The sequence below is a fragment of the Aliivibrio salmonicida LFI1238 genome, assembly GCF_000196495.1.
Lineage (GTDB): Bacteria > Pseudomonadota > Gammaproteobacteria > Enterobacterales > Vibrionaceae > Aliivibrio > Aliivibrio salmonicida.
Genome location: NC_011312.1, coordinates 2,389,889 through 2,409,250, shown reverse-complemented (window position 1 = coordinate 2,409,250; position 19,362 = coordinate 2,389,889). Strand labels below are relative to the sequence as shown.

The 19,362-nt window shown below is 38.5% G+C and carries 14 protein-coding genes and 1 pseudogene; 5 read left to right on the top strand and 10 right to left on the bottom strand.

Going from position 1 to position 19,362, the window contains the following annotated elements; translation table 11 throughout:
- The 3 genes from plsX to yceD are packed head-to-tail and all read right to left on the bottom strand — an operon-like array spanning position 1 to position 1,745.
- On the bottom strand, positions 1 to 1,026 hold the full coding sequence (gene plsX, locus VSAL_RS11740) for a phosphate acyltransferase PlsX (protein ID WP_012550752.1): 1,026 nt from the start codon (positions 1,024 to 1,026) through the stop codon (positions 1 to 3).
- 10 nt (positions 1,027 to 1,036) lie between these two features.
- On the bottom strand, positions 1,037 to 1,207 hold the full coding sequence (gene rpmF, locus VSAL_RS11735; RefSeq protein ID WP_012550751.1) for a 50S ribosomal protein L32: 171 nt from the start codon (positions 1,205 to 1,207) through the stop codon (positions 1,037 to 1,039).
- Positions 1,208 to 1,223: 16 nt separating this feature from the next.
- Complete coding sequence (gene yceD / locus VSAL_RS11730) at positions 1,224 to 1,745, bottom strand: 23S rRNA accumulation protein YceD (RefSeq protein WP_012550750.1); 522 nt, start codon at positions 1,743 to 1,745, stop codon at positions 1,224 to 1,226.
- 133 nt (positions 1,746 to 1,878) lie between these two features.
- On the opposite strand from yceD, the gene VSAL_RS11725 reads away from it, so the two are divergent.
- Positions 1,879 to 2,460 carry a Maf family protein gene (locus VSAL_RS11725; RefSeq protein ID WP_012550749.1) on the top strand — a complete coding sequence of 194 codons (582 nt, stop codon included), beginning with the start codon at positions 1,879 to 1,881 and terminating at the stop codon, positions 2,458 to 2,460.
- Between the two features lie 78 nt (positions 2,461 to 2,538).
- On the opposite strand, the gene rluC is transcribed toward VSAL_RS11725, so the two are convergent.
- A complete protein-coding gene (rluC, locus tag VSAL_RS11720; protein ID WP_012550748.1) occupies positions 2,539 to 3,486 on the bottom strand; it encodes a 23S rRNA pseudouridine(955/2504/2580) synthase RluC in 948 nt (315 codons plus the stop codon).
- 443 nt (positions 3,487 to 3,929) lie between these two features.
- Here rluC and rne point away from each other — a divergent pair, with 443 nt between their 5' ends.
- Positions 3,930 to 6,977, top strand: coding sequence for a ribonuclease E (gene rne / locus VSAL_RS11715; RefSeq protein ID WP_012550747.1), 3,048 nt, complete (start codon positions 3,930 to 3,932; stop codon positions 6,975 to 6,977).
- Positions 6,978 to 7,151: 174 nt separating this feature from the next.
- Entirely contained in the window at positions 7,152 to 8,699 is a 1,548-nt protein-coding gene (locus tag VSAL_RS11710) for a SulP family inorganic anion transporter (RefSeq protein WP_012550746.1), read from the top strand.
- 57 nt (positions 8,700 to 8,756) lie between these two features.
- On the opposite strand, the pseudogene VSAL_RS11705 reads toward VSAL_RS11710, so the two are convergent.
- A pseudogene (locus VSAL_RS11705) lies at positions 8,757 to 10,208 on the bottom strand (HD domain-containing phosphohydrolase).
- Positions 10,209 to 10,339: 131 nt separating this feature from the next.
- Here VSAL_RS11705 and cobO point away from each other — a divergent pair.
- A complete protein-coding gene (gene cobO / locus VSAL_RS11700; protein ID WP_012550744.1) occupies positions 10,340 to 10,942 on the top strand; it encodes a cob(I)yrinic acid a,c-diamide adenosyltransferase in 603 nt (200 codons plus the stop codon).
- Between the two features lie 68 nt (positions 10,943 to 11,010).
- On the opposite strand, the gene VSAL_RS11695 is transcribed toward cobO, so the two are convergent.
- The 3 genes from VSAL_RS11695 to apbC all read right to left on the bottom strand — a co-directional run bounded on the left by VSAL_RS11695 (position 11,011) and on the right by apbC (position 15,161).
- Complete coding sequence (locus tag VSAL_RS11695) at positions 11,011 to 13,170, bottom strand: AsmA family protein (RefSeq protein WP_012550743.1); 2,160 nt, start codon at positions 13,168 to 13,170, stop codon at positions 11,011 to 11,013.
- 164 nt (positions 13,171 to 13,334) lie between these two features.
- Positions 13,335 to 13,982, bottom strand: a complete 648-nt coding sequence (gene udk / locus VSAL_RS11690) for a uridine kinase (protein ID WP_012550742.1) — start codon at positions 13,980 to 13,982, stop codon at positions 13,335 to 13,337.
- Positions 13,983 to 14,093: 111 nt separating this feature from the next.
- Positions 14,094 to 15,161, bottom strand: coding sequence for an iron-sulfur cluster carrier protein ApbC (gene apbC, locus VSAL_RS11685; protein WP_012550741.1), 1,068 nt, complete (start codon positions 15,159 to 15,161; stop codon positions 14,094 to 14,096).
- A 132-nt stretch (positions 15,162 to 15,293) separates the two neighbouring features.
- Between apbC and metG the strand changes: the two genes are divergently transcribed.
- A complete protein-coding gene (metG, locus tag VSAL_RS11680) occupies positions 15,294 to 17,354 on the top strand; it encodes a methionine--tRNA ligase (RefSeq protein ID WP_012550740.1) in 2,061 nt (686 codons plus the stop codon).
- A 76-nt stretch (positions 17,355 to 17,430) separates the two neighbouring features.
- Here metG and pyrF read toward each other — a convergent pair whose 3' ends face one another.
- Together pyrF and lapB are read right to left on the bottom strand one after the other, a co-directional pair.
- A complete protein-coding gene (pyrF, locus tag VSAL_RS11675) occupies positions 17,431 to 18,135 on the bottom strand; it encodes an orotidine-5'-phosphate decarboxylase (protein ID WP_012550739.1) in 705 nt (234 codons plus the stop codon).
- A 55-nt stretch (positions 18,136 to 18,190) separates the two neighbouring features.
- Positions 18,191 to 19,360: a lipopolysaccharide assembly protein LapB gene (lapB, locus tag VSAL_RS11670; RefSeq protein WP_012550738.1), complete on the bottom strand. Its 1,170-nt coding sequence runs from the start codon at positions 19,358 to 19,360 to the stop codon at positions 18,191 to 18,193.
- Positions 19,361 to 19,362 lie beyond the last annotated feature (2 nt).

Sequence of the window (19,362 nt, the reverse complement as noted above, 5' to 3'; positions counted from 1 at the left end):
CTAATAATGCCTCTCGAGTAAAACTGCCTCCAAGCGGTCACTAATACGATTAGGTATTTGACGCTTGATCTCATGAACCGCTTCCTTGATGGCATTGTTAAAGGCAGATATATCTGCACTTCCATGACTTTTTACAACAATGCCGCGCAATCCTATCAGACTTGCGCCGTTATACTGGTCGGGGTTCAACCCTTTTAAGCTAGAAATGACATCACCAAAGAGCCATTTCGCTAGAATTTGTTTGAATTTCGACGTTAAAAGCTGTGATTTAAGTTGATCTAAAAATAAATGTGCGACACCTTCACTGGTTTTTAAACATACATTTCCCACAAAGCCATCACACACTACTACATCAGCAATGCCTTGATAAAGTTTATCACCTTCAATATAGCCGATAAACTCGATATTTTGACATTGATTCAACATTTCCGCACAACGCTTAATTTGATCGTTGCCTTTAATTTCTTCTTCGCCAATATTTAATAACGCAACTTTGGCTTTTCGTCCAATGCTTTGTTCAGCTAACTCAGAGCCCATAACGGCAAATTGGAACAATGTTTCTGCATCGCAAGAGACATTCGCGCCAAGATCAAGCATCCAAGTGCGCTGATTGTTTTTTGTTGGTAACGGACTTATTAATGCAGGGCGTTCAACGCCAGGAAGAAGTTTTAATGTAAAGCGAGATAACCCCATCAATGCACCGGTATTACCAGCACTAATACAAGCATCAACGTCTTTACTAGCAACAAGATCCAGAGCCATACGCATTGAGCTGCCACGACTATGACGGAGTGCTTTTGAAGGTTGTGTGTTATTGCCTATAACGCTATCGCTATGAACAATAGAAAATCGGGGATTTAGAGTATAATTCAGATGAGTTAATTGTGTAGAAATCGCATCACGATCTCCAACGACAGTAACTTTTAGCTCAGGGAATTGCGACAATGCCTGCACGACGGCAGGCACTGTAACTTGGGGACCGAAGTCCCCTCCCATCGCATCAATTGCAATGGTTAGCTGCTGCAAAGCGTCAACCTTACTTGTTGATTACCTTGCGGCCACGGTAAAAACCGTCAGCTGTAACATTATGACGAAGGTGAGTTTCGCCACTAGTTGGGTCTACAGACAATGCCATTGTAGTTAGTGCATCATGTGAACGACGCATGCCACGCATTGAACGTGATTTCTTGCTCTTTTGTACGGCCATGGACCCTACTCCTCAATTACTGTTGTTTTAAAGATTTTAAAACATCAAACGGATTCGGTTTCTCTTCCTCTTCAGGAAGTTCGCCAAATACCAAATTGTTAGATTTGACCTGACAATCTTTAATGTCATGCATAGCGACTTGCGGCAACGCTAGAATAAACTCGTCAGTTACCAACTCAACGAGATCAACTTCACCTACTTCATTTAAATCTACAAGCTCATATTCCTCAGGAATAAGAGCTGCCTTTTCTTCGCTTAAAAAAGGCGTACACGTAAATGATACATTTAGGTGATGTTCAAAATTTTTATTACAGCGTTGACATTCCAACAATACATCGACGTTAGCTTTACCAGAGATAACGGCTAATCGTTGTTCGTCAACTTTAAACGACATTGTGACTTCAGCATCACTTTTCACATCTACAGTAGATTCAGCCAAACGCTTTAAAATATCAGATTGGATGATTCCATCGTAGTCTAATCTTCGTTGAGCGTTTTGGATTGCATCAACTGTTCGTGGTAATTTTACCTTTTGCATAGGGCGCGCATCTTATCTTTCTAAAGCCTTCGAGTCAAAGAAAAATGGCAAAAATTATGCTTTTTTTCTTCCCAGTTGCTATTTCAGCAGAGTTACTAATAATAAACGAAAATTTAAAGAAGAAGAACCCATTATGCAACCAAAACTCATTCTAGCCTCAACATCGCCTTTTCGTCGCTCGATCTTAGAGAAGATCCAAGTCCCTTTTGATGCTATTTCACCCAACTGTGATGAAACACCATTGGAAAATGAATCACCTATAACCTTAGTCACTCGATTGGCCGAACAAAAAGCCCTTTCTTGCAATATAAAAGATCCTAATTACTTGATCATAGGATCCGACCAAGTGTGCGTGATCAACAATCAAATTATAGGAAAACCATTAACACAAGAAAATGCAATTCAGCAATTACAGACAGCCAGTGGTCAAATAATTACGTTTTATACTGGTTTATCATTATTAAATACAACAACAATGATAGCAGAAACCGTCTGTGAAGAGTTCCACGTTCATTTTCGTCAACTAACCACAAAGCAAATTCAAAACTATGTTAATAAAGAAATGCCACTGTATTGTGCAGGTAGTTTTAAATGCGAGGGATTAGGAATTGCTTTGTTTGATAAATTAGAAGGTAAAGACCCTAACGCACTAATTGGCCTTCCTCTTATATCACTCATTGATATGCTAGAACGTCAAAATTTTACCGTATTATAGTGAAAGATAGCACGCACTAAAAAAGCGATAAGTGTTTGTGACAACACTTATCGCAAAATCGAGTGACATATTAAAAGATTACTTTGTCGTGCGTAAACCGGTTAATACTCTTTCTAATCGTTTTTCCATCGGCGCGCTAATATCCATCAACTCTTCAGTACTTGGGTGAGTAAATTTAATATTCGCTGCATGTAAGAAAAGTCGATCAAGACCAAATTGACCCGTATAGGCATCAAATCGTCTATCGCCATAGCGATCATCCCAACCAATTGGGTGACCAGCATGTTGAGCATGTACACGAATTTGATGAGTACGCCCTGTAATTGGGCTTGCCTGAATCAATGTCGCTTGCTCAAATTTTTCTAAAATTTTAAAACGAGTTTCAGAAGGCTTACCATTTGGATTAACACGTACAATACTGTTCACTTCGTTTTTAAGCAAAGGAACATTAACCACTTTACAGGTGCTCTTCCAATGTCCCATAACCAAAGCAAAATAATATTTTTGAACGGTTTTATTTCTGAATTGTTCTTGTAATCGACGTAAAGCCGAACGTTTTTTTGCAATTAAAAGAATACCAGACGTATCTCTATCAATTCGATGCACTAATTCTAAATAGCGTGCATCAGGGCGTAACGCTCTTAACGCTTCGATTGCTCCAAACTTCAAACCACTGCCACCATGAACAGCGGTACCAGAAGGTTTATTCAAAATAAGAAGATGATCATCTTCATATATGATGCAACTCTCAAGTTCAGATACTTTGGCTAATTTAACACTAGGTAGCTCTACAGCTGTTGATTCAGGTAACTTCACTGGAGGAATTCGAACTATATCCCCCTCTTGAATTTTATACTCTGGTTTGATGCGTTTTTTATTTACACGAACTTCGCCTTTACGGACAATTCGGTAAATCATACTTTTTGGTACATTTTTTAAGCGGGCAAGAAGATAGTTATCGATTCGTTGCCCTGCAAAATCGTCATCTATTTCGACGAATTGCACTTTAGGTTTATCTTCAGTCATAACGCCATTCTACTGCCATATTTCCTTTTGATAAAACTTTTTTACCGCAGTTTCAAATAATGAAGATTGCTGAGGCTTGATCTGACTGTTATAGTTGCACTCTGAAATCAGCCCAGATGGCTATTTCTTCACCTTGGTGAGCATAAAAGCACCAACAAGAACTAAAATATACTGCTCGAATGCGGTGATGCAGCAATTGGCGTAAGACATCTACACTGCTTTGAGTTTTTTTGCTTGTTATGCCTAAACCATTTTTTATGTTTTAACGACCGCGAATAATTGCGGATCAGCACGATTTTATAGATTGTGTTGATGTGGATTGTGCCCTAGAGCATCCCTGAGTTCCAGCCGTGAGGCTGCACATGTAATCAGCCTTGGGATCTGGCACCATTTGAAATGGATGTGGACAAACAAGCTCGACAATTTGTAATGAGTATTCCCTAATGAAAAGAATGTTGATTAACGCAACCCAAAAGGAAGAGTTGCGCGTCGCATTAGTTGATGGCCAGCGCCTTTTTGATTTAGATATCGAAAGCCCAGGTCACGAATCTAAGAAAGCTAATATTTATAAAGGCCGTATCACACGTATCGAACCAAGCTTGGAAGCAGCTTTCGTTGATTACGGTGCTGATCGCCACGGTTTCCTTCCCCTTAAAGAAATCGCAAAAGAATATTTCCCTCAAGGTTACACTTATCAAGGTCGTCCAAACATCAAGGACGTTTTGAAAGAAGGCCAAGAAGTTATTGTTCAAGTTGAAAAAGAAGAGCGTGGCAACAAAGGCGCGGCTTTAACAACTTTTATATCTCTTGCTGGTAGCTACCTTGTTCTTATGCCTAATAACCCTCGTGCTGGCGGTATTTCTCGTCGTATCGAAGGTGATGAACGCACACAACTTAAAGCGGCACTAAGTACATTAGAACTACCTCAAGGTATGGGCTTAATCGTACGTACAGCAGGCGTTGGAAAATCAGCAGAAGAGCTTGAATGGGACTTAAATGTTCTATTAAACCATTGGGAAGCCGTTAAACACGCTTCTGAATCAAATCAAGCCCCTTTCCTAATACACCAAGAAAGTAACGTAATTGTTCGCGCAATTCGTGATTACTTACGACGTGATATTGGTGAAATCCTGATTGACAGCCCTAAAATCTTCGATCGTGCTCGCCAACATATCCAACTTATTCGTCCTGACTTTTTGTCACGAGTTAAGTTATATGAAGGTGAAGTACCACTGTTTAGCCACTACCAAATTGAAAGCCAAATTGAATCAGCTTTTGATCGTGAAGTGCGCCTACCTTCTGGCGGCTCAATTGTTATTGACCCTACTGAAGCTCTAACTTCTATTGATATCAACTCTGCTCGTGCTACTAAAGGCGGCGATATCGAAGAAACTGCATTAAATACTAACCTAGAAGCAGCCGATGAAATTGCTCGTCAATTACGTCTACGTGATTTAGGTGGTTTAGTGGTTATCGATTTCATTGACATGACGCCAGTTCGTCATCAACGTGAAGTAGAAAACCGTATGCGTGAAGCGGTTCGTATGGATCGTGCTCGTGTTCAAATCGGTCGTATTTCTCGCTTTGGTTTATTAGAAATGTCTCGCCAACGCTTAAGTCCATCTTTAGCAGAAGCAAGTCACCATATCTGTCCTCGTTGTACGGGTACTGGTGTGGTTCGTGATAATGAATCTCTAGCGCTTTCAGTACTTCGTTTAATCGAAGAAGAATCTTTAAAAGACAATACAACTCAAGTTCTTGCTGTTGTCCCTGTCGCTATCGCTTCTTACTTATTGAATGAGAAACGCCGTTCAGTTCAACACATTGAAAAATTCCATAATGTACGCGTTATTATTGTTCCTAACTCTGACATGGAAACACCACACTTCGAAGTGGTCCGTATCCGTGAAGGTGAAGAACAAGAAATGCTGTCTTATCTTCTTCCTAAGAATTTAGAAGCATTACGTGAAGCTGAAGCCAAAGAAACGCCTGCAATGTATTCTGCACCGAAGAAACGTGAAGAACCAGTTCTTCAAGGTTTTAGTGCTCCTACACAAGCTGCGCCAATGTCTAAAGCTCCAGAAGAAAAAATAGCTGAACCGAAAACGGTAATGGCTAAAGATGAAAAACCAGGCCTAATCAGCCGTTGTTTCTCAGCTATTACTAACTTTTTCTCAACGCCTGAGGCTGTGTCTACTAAATCAGAGCCAAAGGAAGAAGAAGAGAAACCTGCTCAACCACAACGCCGTAATCAACAACGTAATAACAACCGTCGTAATGAAAATGGTCGTAATAATCGTAACAGCAACCGTCGTAATGACACGCGTAACGATAATCGTCGTGGTAAAAAACAAGATGAAGCGGCAGCACCTTTAGCAGCTCAAGATCCAGCACCAACACCAATACCAGCTCAAGTTAAACCTGTTGAAAACAAACCAGCTAAGCAACCTAAAGTTCGTAAAGAAATTGCTGAGCAAGGTCAACAATTAGCCGCTGAAGCGCAACTATCTCCTGAACAACAAGTACAGGCAACTGAGAAGACAAACGAAAAACGTGAGAAAAGCGTTCAAGTTAAACAACGTCGTCAACGTCGTCAGTTACAGAAAAAAGTTCGTACAGGTAAAGCAGTTGAAGCTGAAGAAGTACTTGTCGCTCCTATTGCTCAACCTGTTGATGCAGTAGAAACGCTAGAAGTACAAGATACAGCAACAACTGAAACAAATGCAGAGAACACAGAACGTAAAGAAGGTCAGCGTCGTAATCGTCGTTCACCTCGTCATTTACGTGCAAGTGGCCAACGCCGTCGTCGTCGTGATCGTCGTCCAGTGAACCCCGCTCGCCTTTACTCAGGTGTTTATTCTCCTGAGATGGCAATGGGTAAAGTATGGCCAGACTTTGCTAAAACATTAGAACTAGCAAAAGCGAATCTACAACAAGATAAATTTGTTGATAACGACACCCAAAATGCACAAGATAAAGCAGCTCAAACTAATGCTGTAAAAGCTCAAGTTGGTGGTGTTGCATTCCCAGAAATGGCAATGGGTAAAGTATTACTTCCTTATGTTGCTGTGGAAGCCGTTGTAATTGAAGCGACTCCAGTAGAAGCAACCATTATTGATAATGTGGTTATTGAAACGCCTATCGTTGTTATTGAGGAAACTACACAAGTAGAATCACCAGTAATTATCGAAGAAGTCGTCGAAATAAAAGAAGAAGTGGCTATTCCTGTAGAACACGCAGTAGTAGAAACAGTCGCTCAAGTGGAAACACCAGTTGAAGCACCTCTTCAAACAACAAATGTTGTTGCAAAACCTCAATATAAAGGACATGCCGGTTCAGGTATGACGAAAGCGAGCGGACCGACAGAGATTAAAGAAATCACTGTTTCTGCAGCAGCCTTTAAAACTGAACGCTTTGCTCCTAAGCAAGCAGGTAGCCAAACCGCTACTGGTCATGCAAGTGCAGCAATGGCAAAAACAGCAGGTTTATAATTTTTTAGACCTTAGTCTTTAAAAGAATAACCAATAAATTAAGCAAGTTACATTTCGATGTGACTTGCTTTTTTTTATATTGATAAACTGAATAAACATTGAAGTTCATCACGCTTTTCTGTACGATTCTCGCCATACATGCTTGAAAAACAACCAAGAAGATATCTAAAAATAATGTTTGAATTCCCAAAATTTTCTAATCATTCAGTGAAGAATGATGTTCTATCAGGGCTAACCGTTGCGTTAGCTCTAGTCCCTGAAGCAGTTGCTTTTGCTTTTGTTGCTGGTGTTGACCCAATGGTTGGCCTTTACGCTGCATTCATCGTTGGCTTAATTACCTCAATTATTGGTGGTCGCCCTGGGATGATTTCAGGTGCAACTGGTGCAATGGCTGTTGTAATGGTTAGCTTAGTCGCAATGCACGGCGTTCAATATCTTTTTGCCGCAATTTTACTCGCCGGTCTTCTGCAAATTACCGCAGGCTTATTTAAGTTAGGTAAATTTATTCGTATCGTTCCACATCCGGTAATGATCGGATTTGTAAACGGTCTTGCTATCGTTATTTTCCTTGCTCAATTAGGTCAGTTTAAAGCCCCTGATGCTCTAGGTAATTTAGATTGGCTTCAGGGCCCTGAAATGATGCTTATGCTAGGACTTGTTGCATTAACAATGGCTATCATTCATTTCTTACCTAAATTAACAACAGCAGTACCTTCTTCATTGGTTGCTATTATTGTTGTTACTGGTTTAGTTCAAGGTTTAGATTTAGATACTCGTACTGTTGTTGATTTCCTGCGTACGATGAGTGGTGATGAAGCGGCAACATTGGCGGGTTCTCTACCTACTTTTTCGGTGCCTAACGTTCCATTATCTTTAGAAACACTTTATATCATTTTCCCTTACGCACTTATTTTAGCGGCTATCGGTCTAATCGAATCATTACTAACACTAACAGTAATTGATGAAATGACAGGGACTCGTGGTCAATCTAACCGTGAGTGTGTTGGCCAAGGCGTTGCAAACGTTACTTGTTCAGTCTTTGGCGCGATGGGTGGCTGTGCGATGATTGGCCAATCAATGATCAACGTTAACTCAGGTGGTCGTGGTCGTTTATCTGGCATTACAGCCGCACTTGCCCTACTTGGTTTTATCTTATTTGCTTCAGGCTTAATTGAGATGATCCCATTAGCAGCATTAGTTGGTGTCATGTTCATGGTCGTGATTGGTACATTTGAATGGGCCACCTTTAAGTTAGCTCGACGAGTACCAAAACAAGATTTTTTTGTTATTGTATTAGTGACGGTTGTAACCGTACTTACTGACCTTGCTGTTGCAGTAGGTGTGGGTGTTGTTGCTTCTGCTCTTATGTTTGCATGGCAACACGCAAAACACATTTACTCAACGAATTCATTGAGTGAAGACGGATCTAAAGTATATGAAATTAATGGCCCAATATTCTTTGGTTCAGCAGCGAACTTTCTAGAGCTATTTGATTTAGAAAATGACCCACAAGATATTATTATTGATTTTGCTTCTTCGCGAGTTGTTGATCATTCAGCAATTGAAGCGATAGAAACCATTGCCGAGCGATACTCAAAAGCAGGTAAGAAAGTGCATTTACATCACTTAAGCCAAGATTGCCATGCTTTACTAAATAAAGCCGGTAGTCTTGTTGAAATCAATGTGAAAGAAGATCCTATTTATAAAGTAGTTAGCCAGTAATACACAAACCCTTGATGAAAAATCCCGATAGCATTGCGCTTATCGGGATTTTTTTATCTAATTATCTTGATATTTTTTCGCTATCTTTTGAAATTGCGTTTCTACATTTAAAAATGAATCTACAATCATGGGATCAAAATGACTCCCCTTTCCTTCTAAAATAATTTCTTTGGCTTTTTCATGACTAAAGCCTGGCTTGTATACCCGTTTTGATATCAATGCGTCATAAACATCCGCTAAAGCCATTAATCGGCCAGATAATGGGATATCTTTACCTTTAAGTTGTTGAGGATAACCACTGCCATTCCATTTTTCATGATGAGTTAATGCAATTTCTTTCGCTAATTGTAAGAAAGAACTTTCGCCTTGCATTTGTGCCTCCGCAACAGAAAGTGCTTTTGCTCCGATGGCCGCATGGCCTTTCATTATCTCAAATTCTTCTTCTGTCAATTTCCCCGGTTTAAGTAAAATATCATCCGGGATACCGACTTTACCTACGTCATGCAATGGTGCCGATTTAAAAAGTAAATTAATGTAGTTGTCCGTTAATACGTCTGAGTACTCAACCTTATTTCTTAAATCAAACGCAAGTACTCTAATGTACTCTTGCGTTCGTAAAATATGAGCCCCCGTTTCATTATCTCTTGATTCTGCTAATGCAGATAAACCAACAATAGCAGAATCTCTCGTCTGTTGAATTTCAGTTTGGCTTTCTTCTAAACTGAATAACATTTTATTCGTCAACACAGCTAAAACACCAAACTCATCATTACTATAAACGGGTAAACGCTCACTAATTACACCTTTTGCTACATTATTTAATGCATTCTCTTTCGTATTTAAAATCAAAGATAATTTTTTTCCCCATAAAAAAACCACTAAAAATGTATACAATAAGAGAATGAAACTGACAAAAATAAATTCCTTAATTATTTTTATCTTTCCTTCTCCATTTAAATAATGATTTTTTGCACTTTCCAACCAAAATAGATCTTTAACTGCAACCATAATAAGTGTTGTCGTTAGCGCAACAACAAGTAACGTTACTAAGACGGTAAACTGTTGTGTTATAGACCTTCTATTTCCATGTAACTCGGTATTTAACACATAGTGTTGAGGCATATTTTTATAACGTTCAATTAACTCTACTTGAGTCGTTATTATGCCAGTAAATATACCTAATATTCCCATACCAAAAACAACCTTGAGATTACTTTCAATTGGAAAATCATGAGCTTGCCCCATAAATAAAGAAATACCAAATCCAAATAATAAAAAAATTGAAAGATCGATTAATAACGGCACTTGCTTACTTAAGCAGTAAAAGCGTGGAACAATAACTAATCGACTAATTAGCATAAAAATAAAGGCGGCACTCACCTCAATAAAAATGGTTCCTCTGGGTAACTATTCAATAAAAGGACAAACAAAAATACCGTAGCAAGAAAAAACAACAGCAGCAAAACTATACAAATAAGAAATATTTCTTTTATTTAATTGATAATACATTTCAATCACTCTAATTATAATTAACACAATCATCACACTAACAACAATAAAACTCAATACTGTATCCTAATGGTAAGATTCCACTTTTATTTATTCATTGCTATGATTCAGAATTTAACATGGAGAACATCATGACAAACACTTCAAAAGATGACCGCTATAAGCAACGCCAATCAAAAATAAAAGACAACGTTGATAAACGAGTAGAAGAGGCACAAACAGAAAAAGGATTATTAATTGTTGTTACTGGTAATGGTAAAGGAAAGTCCACATCAGGCTTTGGCACCATAGCGAGAGCCGTTGGTCATGGCCTAAATTGTGTTGTAGCTCAATTTATTAAAGGAACATGGGATTGTGGGGAACGAACCCTTTTAGAGTCCCACGGTGTTCCTTTTCATGTAATGAACACCGGATTTACTTGGAATACTCAAGATAAAAAATCCGATACAGAAGCAGCACAGCGAGTATGGCAGGAATGTAAGAAGAACCTAGCTGATGAGTCGATAGATCTTATTCTATTGGATGAGATGACTTACATGGTCACTTATGGCTATATTGAATTAGGTGAATTGAAAACAGCACTAGAAAATAGACCTAAAATGCAATCGGTCGTGATAACAGGTCGAGCCGCCCACCGTGAGCTTATTGAAATGGCTGATACCGTGTCTGAAGTTCGTAGTGTAAAACATGCTTTTGATTCAGGCGTAAAAGCATTAAAAGGAATTGATTGGTAATCACTATATTACAATTAAAAAGCCCATATTAATCTTCATCAATATGGGCTTTTATATAAAAGAGAGAACTAGTTAAATAATCCTTTTAGCAATTTATTTGCTGCATCTTTTACTTTTTCATCTTTAATTTTATCGCCGTATTTTGCTTCTAATTTCTCAATACCGCGATCAAGTTCTTTTTTGGCTTTCTGTTGCATTACATCACCAAATTCAAGCTTATATTTAGGGTTAGCCCAAGAACCTGTAATACGAATAGGAATAGTAACGTCTTTCAAATCATCGATACTCTTGCCACCCTGTCCTTTTAATGAACCTACAATCGACGTTTCAATAAGCATATTCGCCGTTTTATTCACGTACTGTGCAGAACCTTCCCCATGAATACGTAATAATGGAGATACCATACGAATATTATTTGTAGTGGCATTTCCGTTTTCTAATAAGAAACTTGCGGTTAATGCACTAAAATCTGTTTTTTCAGCTTCATCACTGCCTTTAATTTTCTCACCTTTAACTTTTGCATAAGTGGTTCGAATCATAAGGGGAACGTTAATTCCATTCACGGCACCATCGGCAAAATTAATAGCTACTTTACCTTTAACATTTTGCTTTAATGCCGTCGGTTTTAAACTTTTTCCAGATACATTTATCGTAATATTACCAGTACCTTCAACTAAACTCTCGCCCATAACATCTATCAATAAAGGCGCAACTTTAACTCCTTTAATGGTGTTTTTCATGCTATATACGGGTATTGACTTACGAGCATCTAATTTAGCTGTCATATCAATGCTGCCATCATAAAGAGTTGAATGAAATTTAGATAAATTCAATACTCCACGATTCACAGAAAATTGCGATTGTACATTTTGCATTTTTGCATTATTTGCTTTAAAACGATCAATGGTAATCTTACCCGCAACATCCAATCCTTTTAATGCATTTAAGTCTGGTTCAATTTCTTTCACTGGTGTGGATTTTTTAACATTACTCGTATTCGTTTGTTTATTATCAACTACTGTATTCTTTGATGATGGCAACGTCGCTAATAAAGCATCAACATCTATGCTAGGGCTATGTAACTCAAACCTCACTTTAGGAATGCCCTTAAGCTCAACACTCGCCTTTCCATCAAATTGAGTATCTACCGCAGAAAGCGTTAAATCAGTGACTTGTAATAATGATTTAGTGACATCAAAAGAACTATTAAAACCAATAATGGCAGTGACGTCTTTATTTGGAAGTGCATCACCTATTACATTGTTTGTACTTATAAATTTACGTATTTTAATAATATCGAGTGCTTTTGGGACGTTCAATTCAAACGTTGATTTTGAATCTACAGTCATATCATTCGCTTTACCCGCCGCCACTAATTCGAGAGTTGACCATTCATCAAAATTAAATTTATCTATCCTTAATGTAATACCATCAAACTTATTCGTCTTATCCGCATAAGAAACAACTAATTCAGTTTCTTTTAATGATGCGGTATCTAACGTCTTAGCAATATTAAGGTCCGTTTCTCCCTTCAGAGCTATTTTCTGTTGACCAAGATCTGCCTTCAAATCAAACGTTAAGTGCGTCCATTCTCCAGGACTGAATTGTGATAGCTTGATATTCATATTAGACAATTGCGTTTTTGTGCCCGCTTTGTCATCTTGAATAAGCGCACTCGCATTAGTTAATGCAATCCCCTCTAAACTGACGGTCCAACTATTAATTTCAGGCGCTGTAGTTGCAGCTTCGGCGTTTAAATTATCACTAGTCGTAACGTCTTCATTCTTTATTTCAGTTTTATTTTCAGCAACTGAAATCTCTTCCTTAGGACCGATGCCATCAAGATTTGTTACACCACTTTTTAATGTATGTAGTGTAAAAGCAGCCCCATCTAACGTAATCAATCCAATATTAATCTCGTGATCAAACAATGGAAGCACATTGATGTCTATATTGGCATTATCAAATTTCACTAAATTAGCCGTAGCAAACCCAGTTGGATTGCTTAATGCCATATTACCGATTGAAAAACCAATAGAAGGGAAGAAACGCCAAGAGATATCACCATCCATAGTCAGTTGACGACCAGTTTGCTGCTCTACTTGTTCTTTAATTAATGGTTTGAATTGATTAGGGTTAACAACTAATACCAGCACTAATAATGCGATAACAATTGCAATAAACGGAATGCTAATTAATAAGACTATTTTCTTCACGGCCAAATCCATCCAGAGTGTATAAAAAAAGTGATGTGAATGTTAATTATGGCACTATTAGCACATAATAAACATAGAGTTATTTATAGTTATATACCTAAATATAGACAATTTACAGAGCATGAGACAAAAAAAAGGCCGACATAATGTCGACCAGTTCTAATAACTATTATTATTTACGCTTTCAATAATCTTGAAATATGCGCTTTTAGTACATCAATAGCGATACGGTTTTTACCGCCACGAGGGACAATAATATCGGCATGTTGCTTTGATGGATCAATAAATTGCATGAACATTGGGCGGACAGTCTTCTGGTATTGTTCAAATACCGATTCCATTGAACGACCACGTTCTTCAACATCACGCTTAGCACGACGTAATAAACAAATATCTAATGGCGTATCCATAAACACACTTGCATGCATCAAATTACGTAATCTAGGATCAGTTAGTAATAAAATACCTTCAAGAATAATAACCTTTTTAGGTGTCATTACTTCAACATCTGATGTTCGAGTGTGCTCTGTATAGCTGTATGTTGGGATGTTAACAGCTTCACCACGCATCAATTGTTCAAGATGTTCACTCAATAATCGATGATCTAATGCATTTGGGTGATCATAATTAGTTTTGACTCTTTCTTCCATGGTCAGGTGGCTTTGGTCCTTGTAGTAACTGTCTTCAGTTATTACGCCAATTTGGTGGTCGCCAACTTTTGCTCGTAGTTCATTATAAATAGTAGAAGCAATCAGACTTTTGCCTGAAGCGGATGCCCCTGCAATACCTACGATAATACAGTGATGATTACTGTTCTCTGACATAAAAGATACCTAAAAGTGTAGCGAGATACGATAAGATTTATTAAATAAAACCGCTCAATTATAAGGACTAAAAATAAGACTTTCCACTCATAATTTAACTTAAATGATATTCTACAATGACTTGAACATTATTTGGTCAGCTACGACTTCGCCTTGCCAATAAAGTCTACTCGAAATTTGCTCAGCTAAGGCTATGTACATTTGGCTGTGATCACTACTTGAATTAGCCGCAACACTTGGCGTTCCTGAATCTGTTTCACTACGAATATCAATATGTAAAGGCAATTTACCTAATAATGGGAGTGAATAACTCCTCGTCATCGCTTCAGCACCACCAGTACCAAATATAGCCTCTTTATGACCACAATTAGAACAAACATGAACGCTCATGTTTTCAACAACACCAATAACGGGAACATCTACTTTTGTAAACATATTCACCCCTTTTATTGCATCAGTTAGAGCAAGATCTTGCGGTGTTGTCACTATAATGGCTCCAGTAGTCGGAACCTGCTGTGATAATGTCAATTGAATATCACCAGTACCTGGTGGCATATCTATAATTAAATAATCAAGATCTGGCCATAATGTTTCATTTAATAATTGAGACAATGCTTTTGATGCCATTGGCCCTCGCCATACTGCGGCTTCTGATTTATCGACAAGATAACCAATGGAGTTACTGTACAGGCCATGCGCTTCTACTGGCATCATACGATTATTATCAACAATATTCGGTTTCTTATCTTCAACACCCAACATTAATGGGACTGATGGTCCATAAATATCCGCATCTAAAATACCAACTCGTGCACCAAGGTGTTGCAGTGCAAGAGCAACATTTACTGCTGTTGTAGACTTACCAACGCCACCCTTACCAGAACTGACTGCAATGATATTCTTAATGCCTTTAACGGCTGGTTTATCTGTTTTTAGTGTTGCCGGTTTTGCAATTACCGTTAGAGTTAACGACAGTATATTTAATCGATTTTTTTGCTCCTCAACCCAAGAAGACAAATCCGTCGAAATTGAAGAAGAAACAAAAGGAAGTGTTACGGTGATCATACCCGTAGCAGCAATAGAGACCATATTAGGGATCTCAGCCCAACCTTCACAAAGTTGTGGATGCGTAAATTCATTTAACCAATTCTTAATCTCAGCCATCGTTGTAAATGCCATCTTGCTACTCCTTAAGTTATTTTCCTCATCCTATCATTAATTGAACCCTTGATCCTCTATGCATTCTGGCTCGCATCAGGTACTATTTATCTCTTAAAATTTTTACCCATCACATAAAGCGAAAGAGAAGATATGGCTACCGATCCGAGAAAAATTCTGGTTACATGTGCCCTACCGTATGCAAACGGTTCAATCCACTTAGGCCACATGCTTGAGCATATCCAAGCGGATATCTGGGTTCGTTACCAACGCTTACGTGGCAACGACATTAACTTTATTTGTGCAGATGACGCTCACGGCACTCCAATCATGCTTAAAGCTCAACAGATGGGTATCACTCCAGAAGAAATGATTGCAGCAGTTAGCGAAGAACATCAAAAAGATTTCGCAGGCTTCGACATTAGCTTTGATAACTATCACAGCACACACAGTGATGAAAACCGTGAATTAGCGTCTAGTATCTACCTAGAATTGAAAAAAAATGGCTTTATTACTAGCCGTACAATTTCTCAGTTATTTGATCCAGAAAAAGAAATGTTCTTACCTGACCGTTTCGTAAAAGGTACGTGTCCAAAATGTAAATCTGAAGAACAATACGGGGATAACTGTGATAACTGTGGCGAAACCTACAGCCCAACGGATCTTATCAACCCTAAATCAGCCGTTTCTGGTGCGACTCCAGTAATGAAAGATTCTGAACATTTCTTCTTTGACTTACCTCAGTTTGAAAGTATGTTAAAAGAGTGGACTCGTTCTGGCTCTCTTCAAACTGAAACAGCAAACAAAATGCAAGAATGGTTTGAATCTGGCCTACAACAATGGGACATCTCACGTGATGCACCTTATTTTGGCTTTGAAATCCCAGGCGAAACCAATAAATTCTTCTATGTTTGGTTAGATGCACCGATTGGTTACATGGGTTCATTTAAAAATCTATGTGATAAACGTGATGATTTAGACTTTGATGAGTATTGGAAACTAAACAGCACAACAGAGCTTTACCACTTTATCGGTAAAGATATTGTTTATTTCCATAGCCTATTTTGGCCTGCAATGCTTGATGGTGCTGGCTTCCGTAAACCAAACAATGTATTTGTTCATGGTTACGTAACGGTAAATGGCGCAAAAATGTCTAAGTCGAAAGGCACATTCATTAAAGCTGGCACTTACTTAAATCACCTAGACCCAGAATGCCTACGTTACTACTACGCCGCTAAACTAAATAGCCGTATTGATGATATTGATTTAAACCTTGAAGATTTCACTCAACGTGTAAACTCAGATGTCGTAAACAAGATTGTTAACTTAGCATCTCGTAATGCTGGTTTCATTACTAAACGTTTTGACGGCAAACTGTCTGATAATTTTGTGGCTCCTGAGCTCTACAACGAATTCGTTGCTGCTTCAGATCGTATTGCTGAGCTATATGAAACTCGTGAATTTAGTCGTGCTATTCGTGAAATTACCGCGCTTGCTGATAAAGCAAACCAATACATTGACGAAAAAGCACCTTGGGTTCTTGCGAAAGAAGAAGGCAAAGAACAAGAGCTACAAGAAGTTGCTTCTGTGGGTATTAACTTGTTCCGTGTGCTAATGGCTTACCTAAAACCAGTAATGCCTGAACTTGCAGCACGAACTGAAGCCTTCTTAAACGAAACGTTAACGTGGGAATGTATTGCACAACCTCTAACTTCTCATGAAATCACGAAGTTTAAAGCACTGTTCAACCGTATTGATCCTAAGAAAGTAGAAGCAATGGTTGAAGAATCAAAAGAAGATGCTGCAATTGAAATGGCTGCAAAAGAGAAAGCAGAAGCGGAAAAAGAAAAAGCAAACCAAACAGAACTAGACAAAGAACCAATCGCGGATGAGATTGAATTCGATGCATTCGAAGCGGTTGATATGCGTATTGCTCGTATTATCTCTTGTGAAGAAATTCCAAAGGCAAACAAACTACTTAAATTTCAGCTAGACATTGGCGGTGAAACTCGTCAAGTATTTTCAGGGATTAAATCTGCATACACACCTGAAGAATTAGTTGGTAAGCATACTGTGATGGTTGCTAACCTAAAACCTCGTAAAATGAAGTTTGGTATGTCTGAAGGCATGATTCTGGCTGCTGGCCCTGGTGGTAAAGATCTTTGGATCCTTGAACCACACGAAGGTGCTCAACCTGGTATGCGTGTAATGTAACTCTTCTCTTTTAATAGAGAGCTTACAAACAAAAATAGAGACCATAAGGTCTCTATTTTTTTATCTGCATAACAATTTATAAGACGGGAGCCAACGACAAATTAATGTCATTTAATACTTGTGATGGGTTTTCAGCTTGAGTAATTGGGCGCCCAATTACCAAGTAATCAGATCCTGAAATAATCGCATCAACTGGAGTCATGATACGTTTTTGATCACCAACGTCTGAACCCACAGGACGGATACCAGGTGTTACTAACTTAAAGTATTTACCTAGGTCAGCTTTTAGCATTGATGCTTCTTGAGCTGAGCAAACTACTCCGTCCAAACCACTGTTTTTTGTTAATGCAGCAAGACGTTTAACTTGCTCTTGTGGTGCGATATCTAAACCAATACCCGCTAAATCTTGCTGTTCCATGCTCGTTAAAACAGTCACACCAATTAATAATGGGCGATCTTTGCCATACGGTTCTAAAATCTCACGCGAAGCTGTCATCATCCGCTCACCACCACTCGCATGAACATTTACCATCCAAACCCCCATTTCAGCAGCTGCACGAACTGCTTTTGAACACGTATTAGGAATATCATGAAATTTTAAATCTAGAAAAACAGAAAAACCACGCTTATGAAGTTCTTTTACAAACTCAGGGCCAAAAAGAGTAAACATCTCTTTACCCACTTTTAATCGGCACGAGCTAGGATCAATTTTATCCACGAACGCCAATGCGTCAGCTTGACGGTCATAATCCAATGCCACAATTACCTTTTGGTCTTTCATTTTCTATCCTTATTTTTATTTTATTCAAAAAAAGAGGCACTCATGCGCCTCTTAATTATTCACCGTCTAAGCCTCTAATTGGCTTAATAACCCCCCACCCTTTACAGGAAGGACATTGCCAAAATAAACGATGTGCAGAAAATCCACATTTACTGCATCGATAATTTGGCTTCATTTTTAATTGTTCACCAACTAGGTTTTGCAAGCTTGATAAGCTCGCTTTTGCTCGACCGTTTTCAGCTTCATCTACGTGATAGCCCATTAAACGATAAAAGCCTTTCATTGTTGGGTTTTTTAATAACTGTTTCGTCATGTAGCCTTGAGCTACAGCGGTACCTTCATGCTTTGCAATCAGATTCGACAACATTAATTCAGCACTTGCGCCTGAACCTTTCGAAATAGCCTCTTTTAAGAAGTGCAGTAATACACCTTCTCTATCTAACGTTTCATAACATTCAGCAAGTAAAGGTAATGCCTCACTGACAAAATCAATATCTTGATCTAATACTGATTCTAATTGGCTAACGGCAGCTTTATGATTGTTTTCTTTCATTAAAAGCTTAGCCATCATTATTGATGCTCTAACGCATAAATTATCCGTCGACAGTGCTTTCTTTAAATGTTGCTTCGCTGCATTAATATTCTCTTCAGCTAAGTCTAATGTTGCTAATTCACAATAATAATGGGCAATGTCTGGCTTGATTTTTTTCTTTCCCATCCTAACCAAACTATTTGCAAATTTAATGGCTTGTTCCCATTCACGGGTTTGCTGATGGATAGATACAAGTTGCAATAATGCGGCTTCTTTATGCTCTGGTTCGTCGACCAATTGCTCAAATATTTTTTCAGCACGATCAAGAATACCTGCAACCATATAATCTTTGGCTAATTGTTGGAGAGCAATATTTCGTTGTTCAAGAGTAAGATTAGGACGAGCGATGAGATTTTGGTGGATTTTAATAGCGCGATCAACCTCACCTTTGCTTCTAAAAAGATTGCCTAGAGCAAGATGGGTATCAATGGTATCACTGTCAACTTGAAGTAATTCAATAAAGTGATCGACGGCTTTATCTGATTGATCAGACAACAATAAATTCAAACCCGTCACGTATTGACGAGACAGGTGATTCGTTTCTCTTTGACGTTGTTGTCCAGCATTCCGATTACCCATATACCAACCATAGCCGGCAGCAATAGGTAATAGTAGGAATAGCAGCTCTAACATTC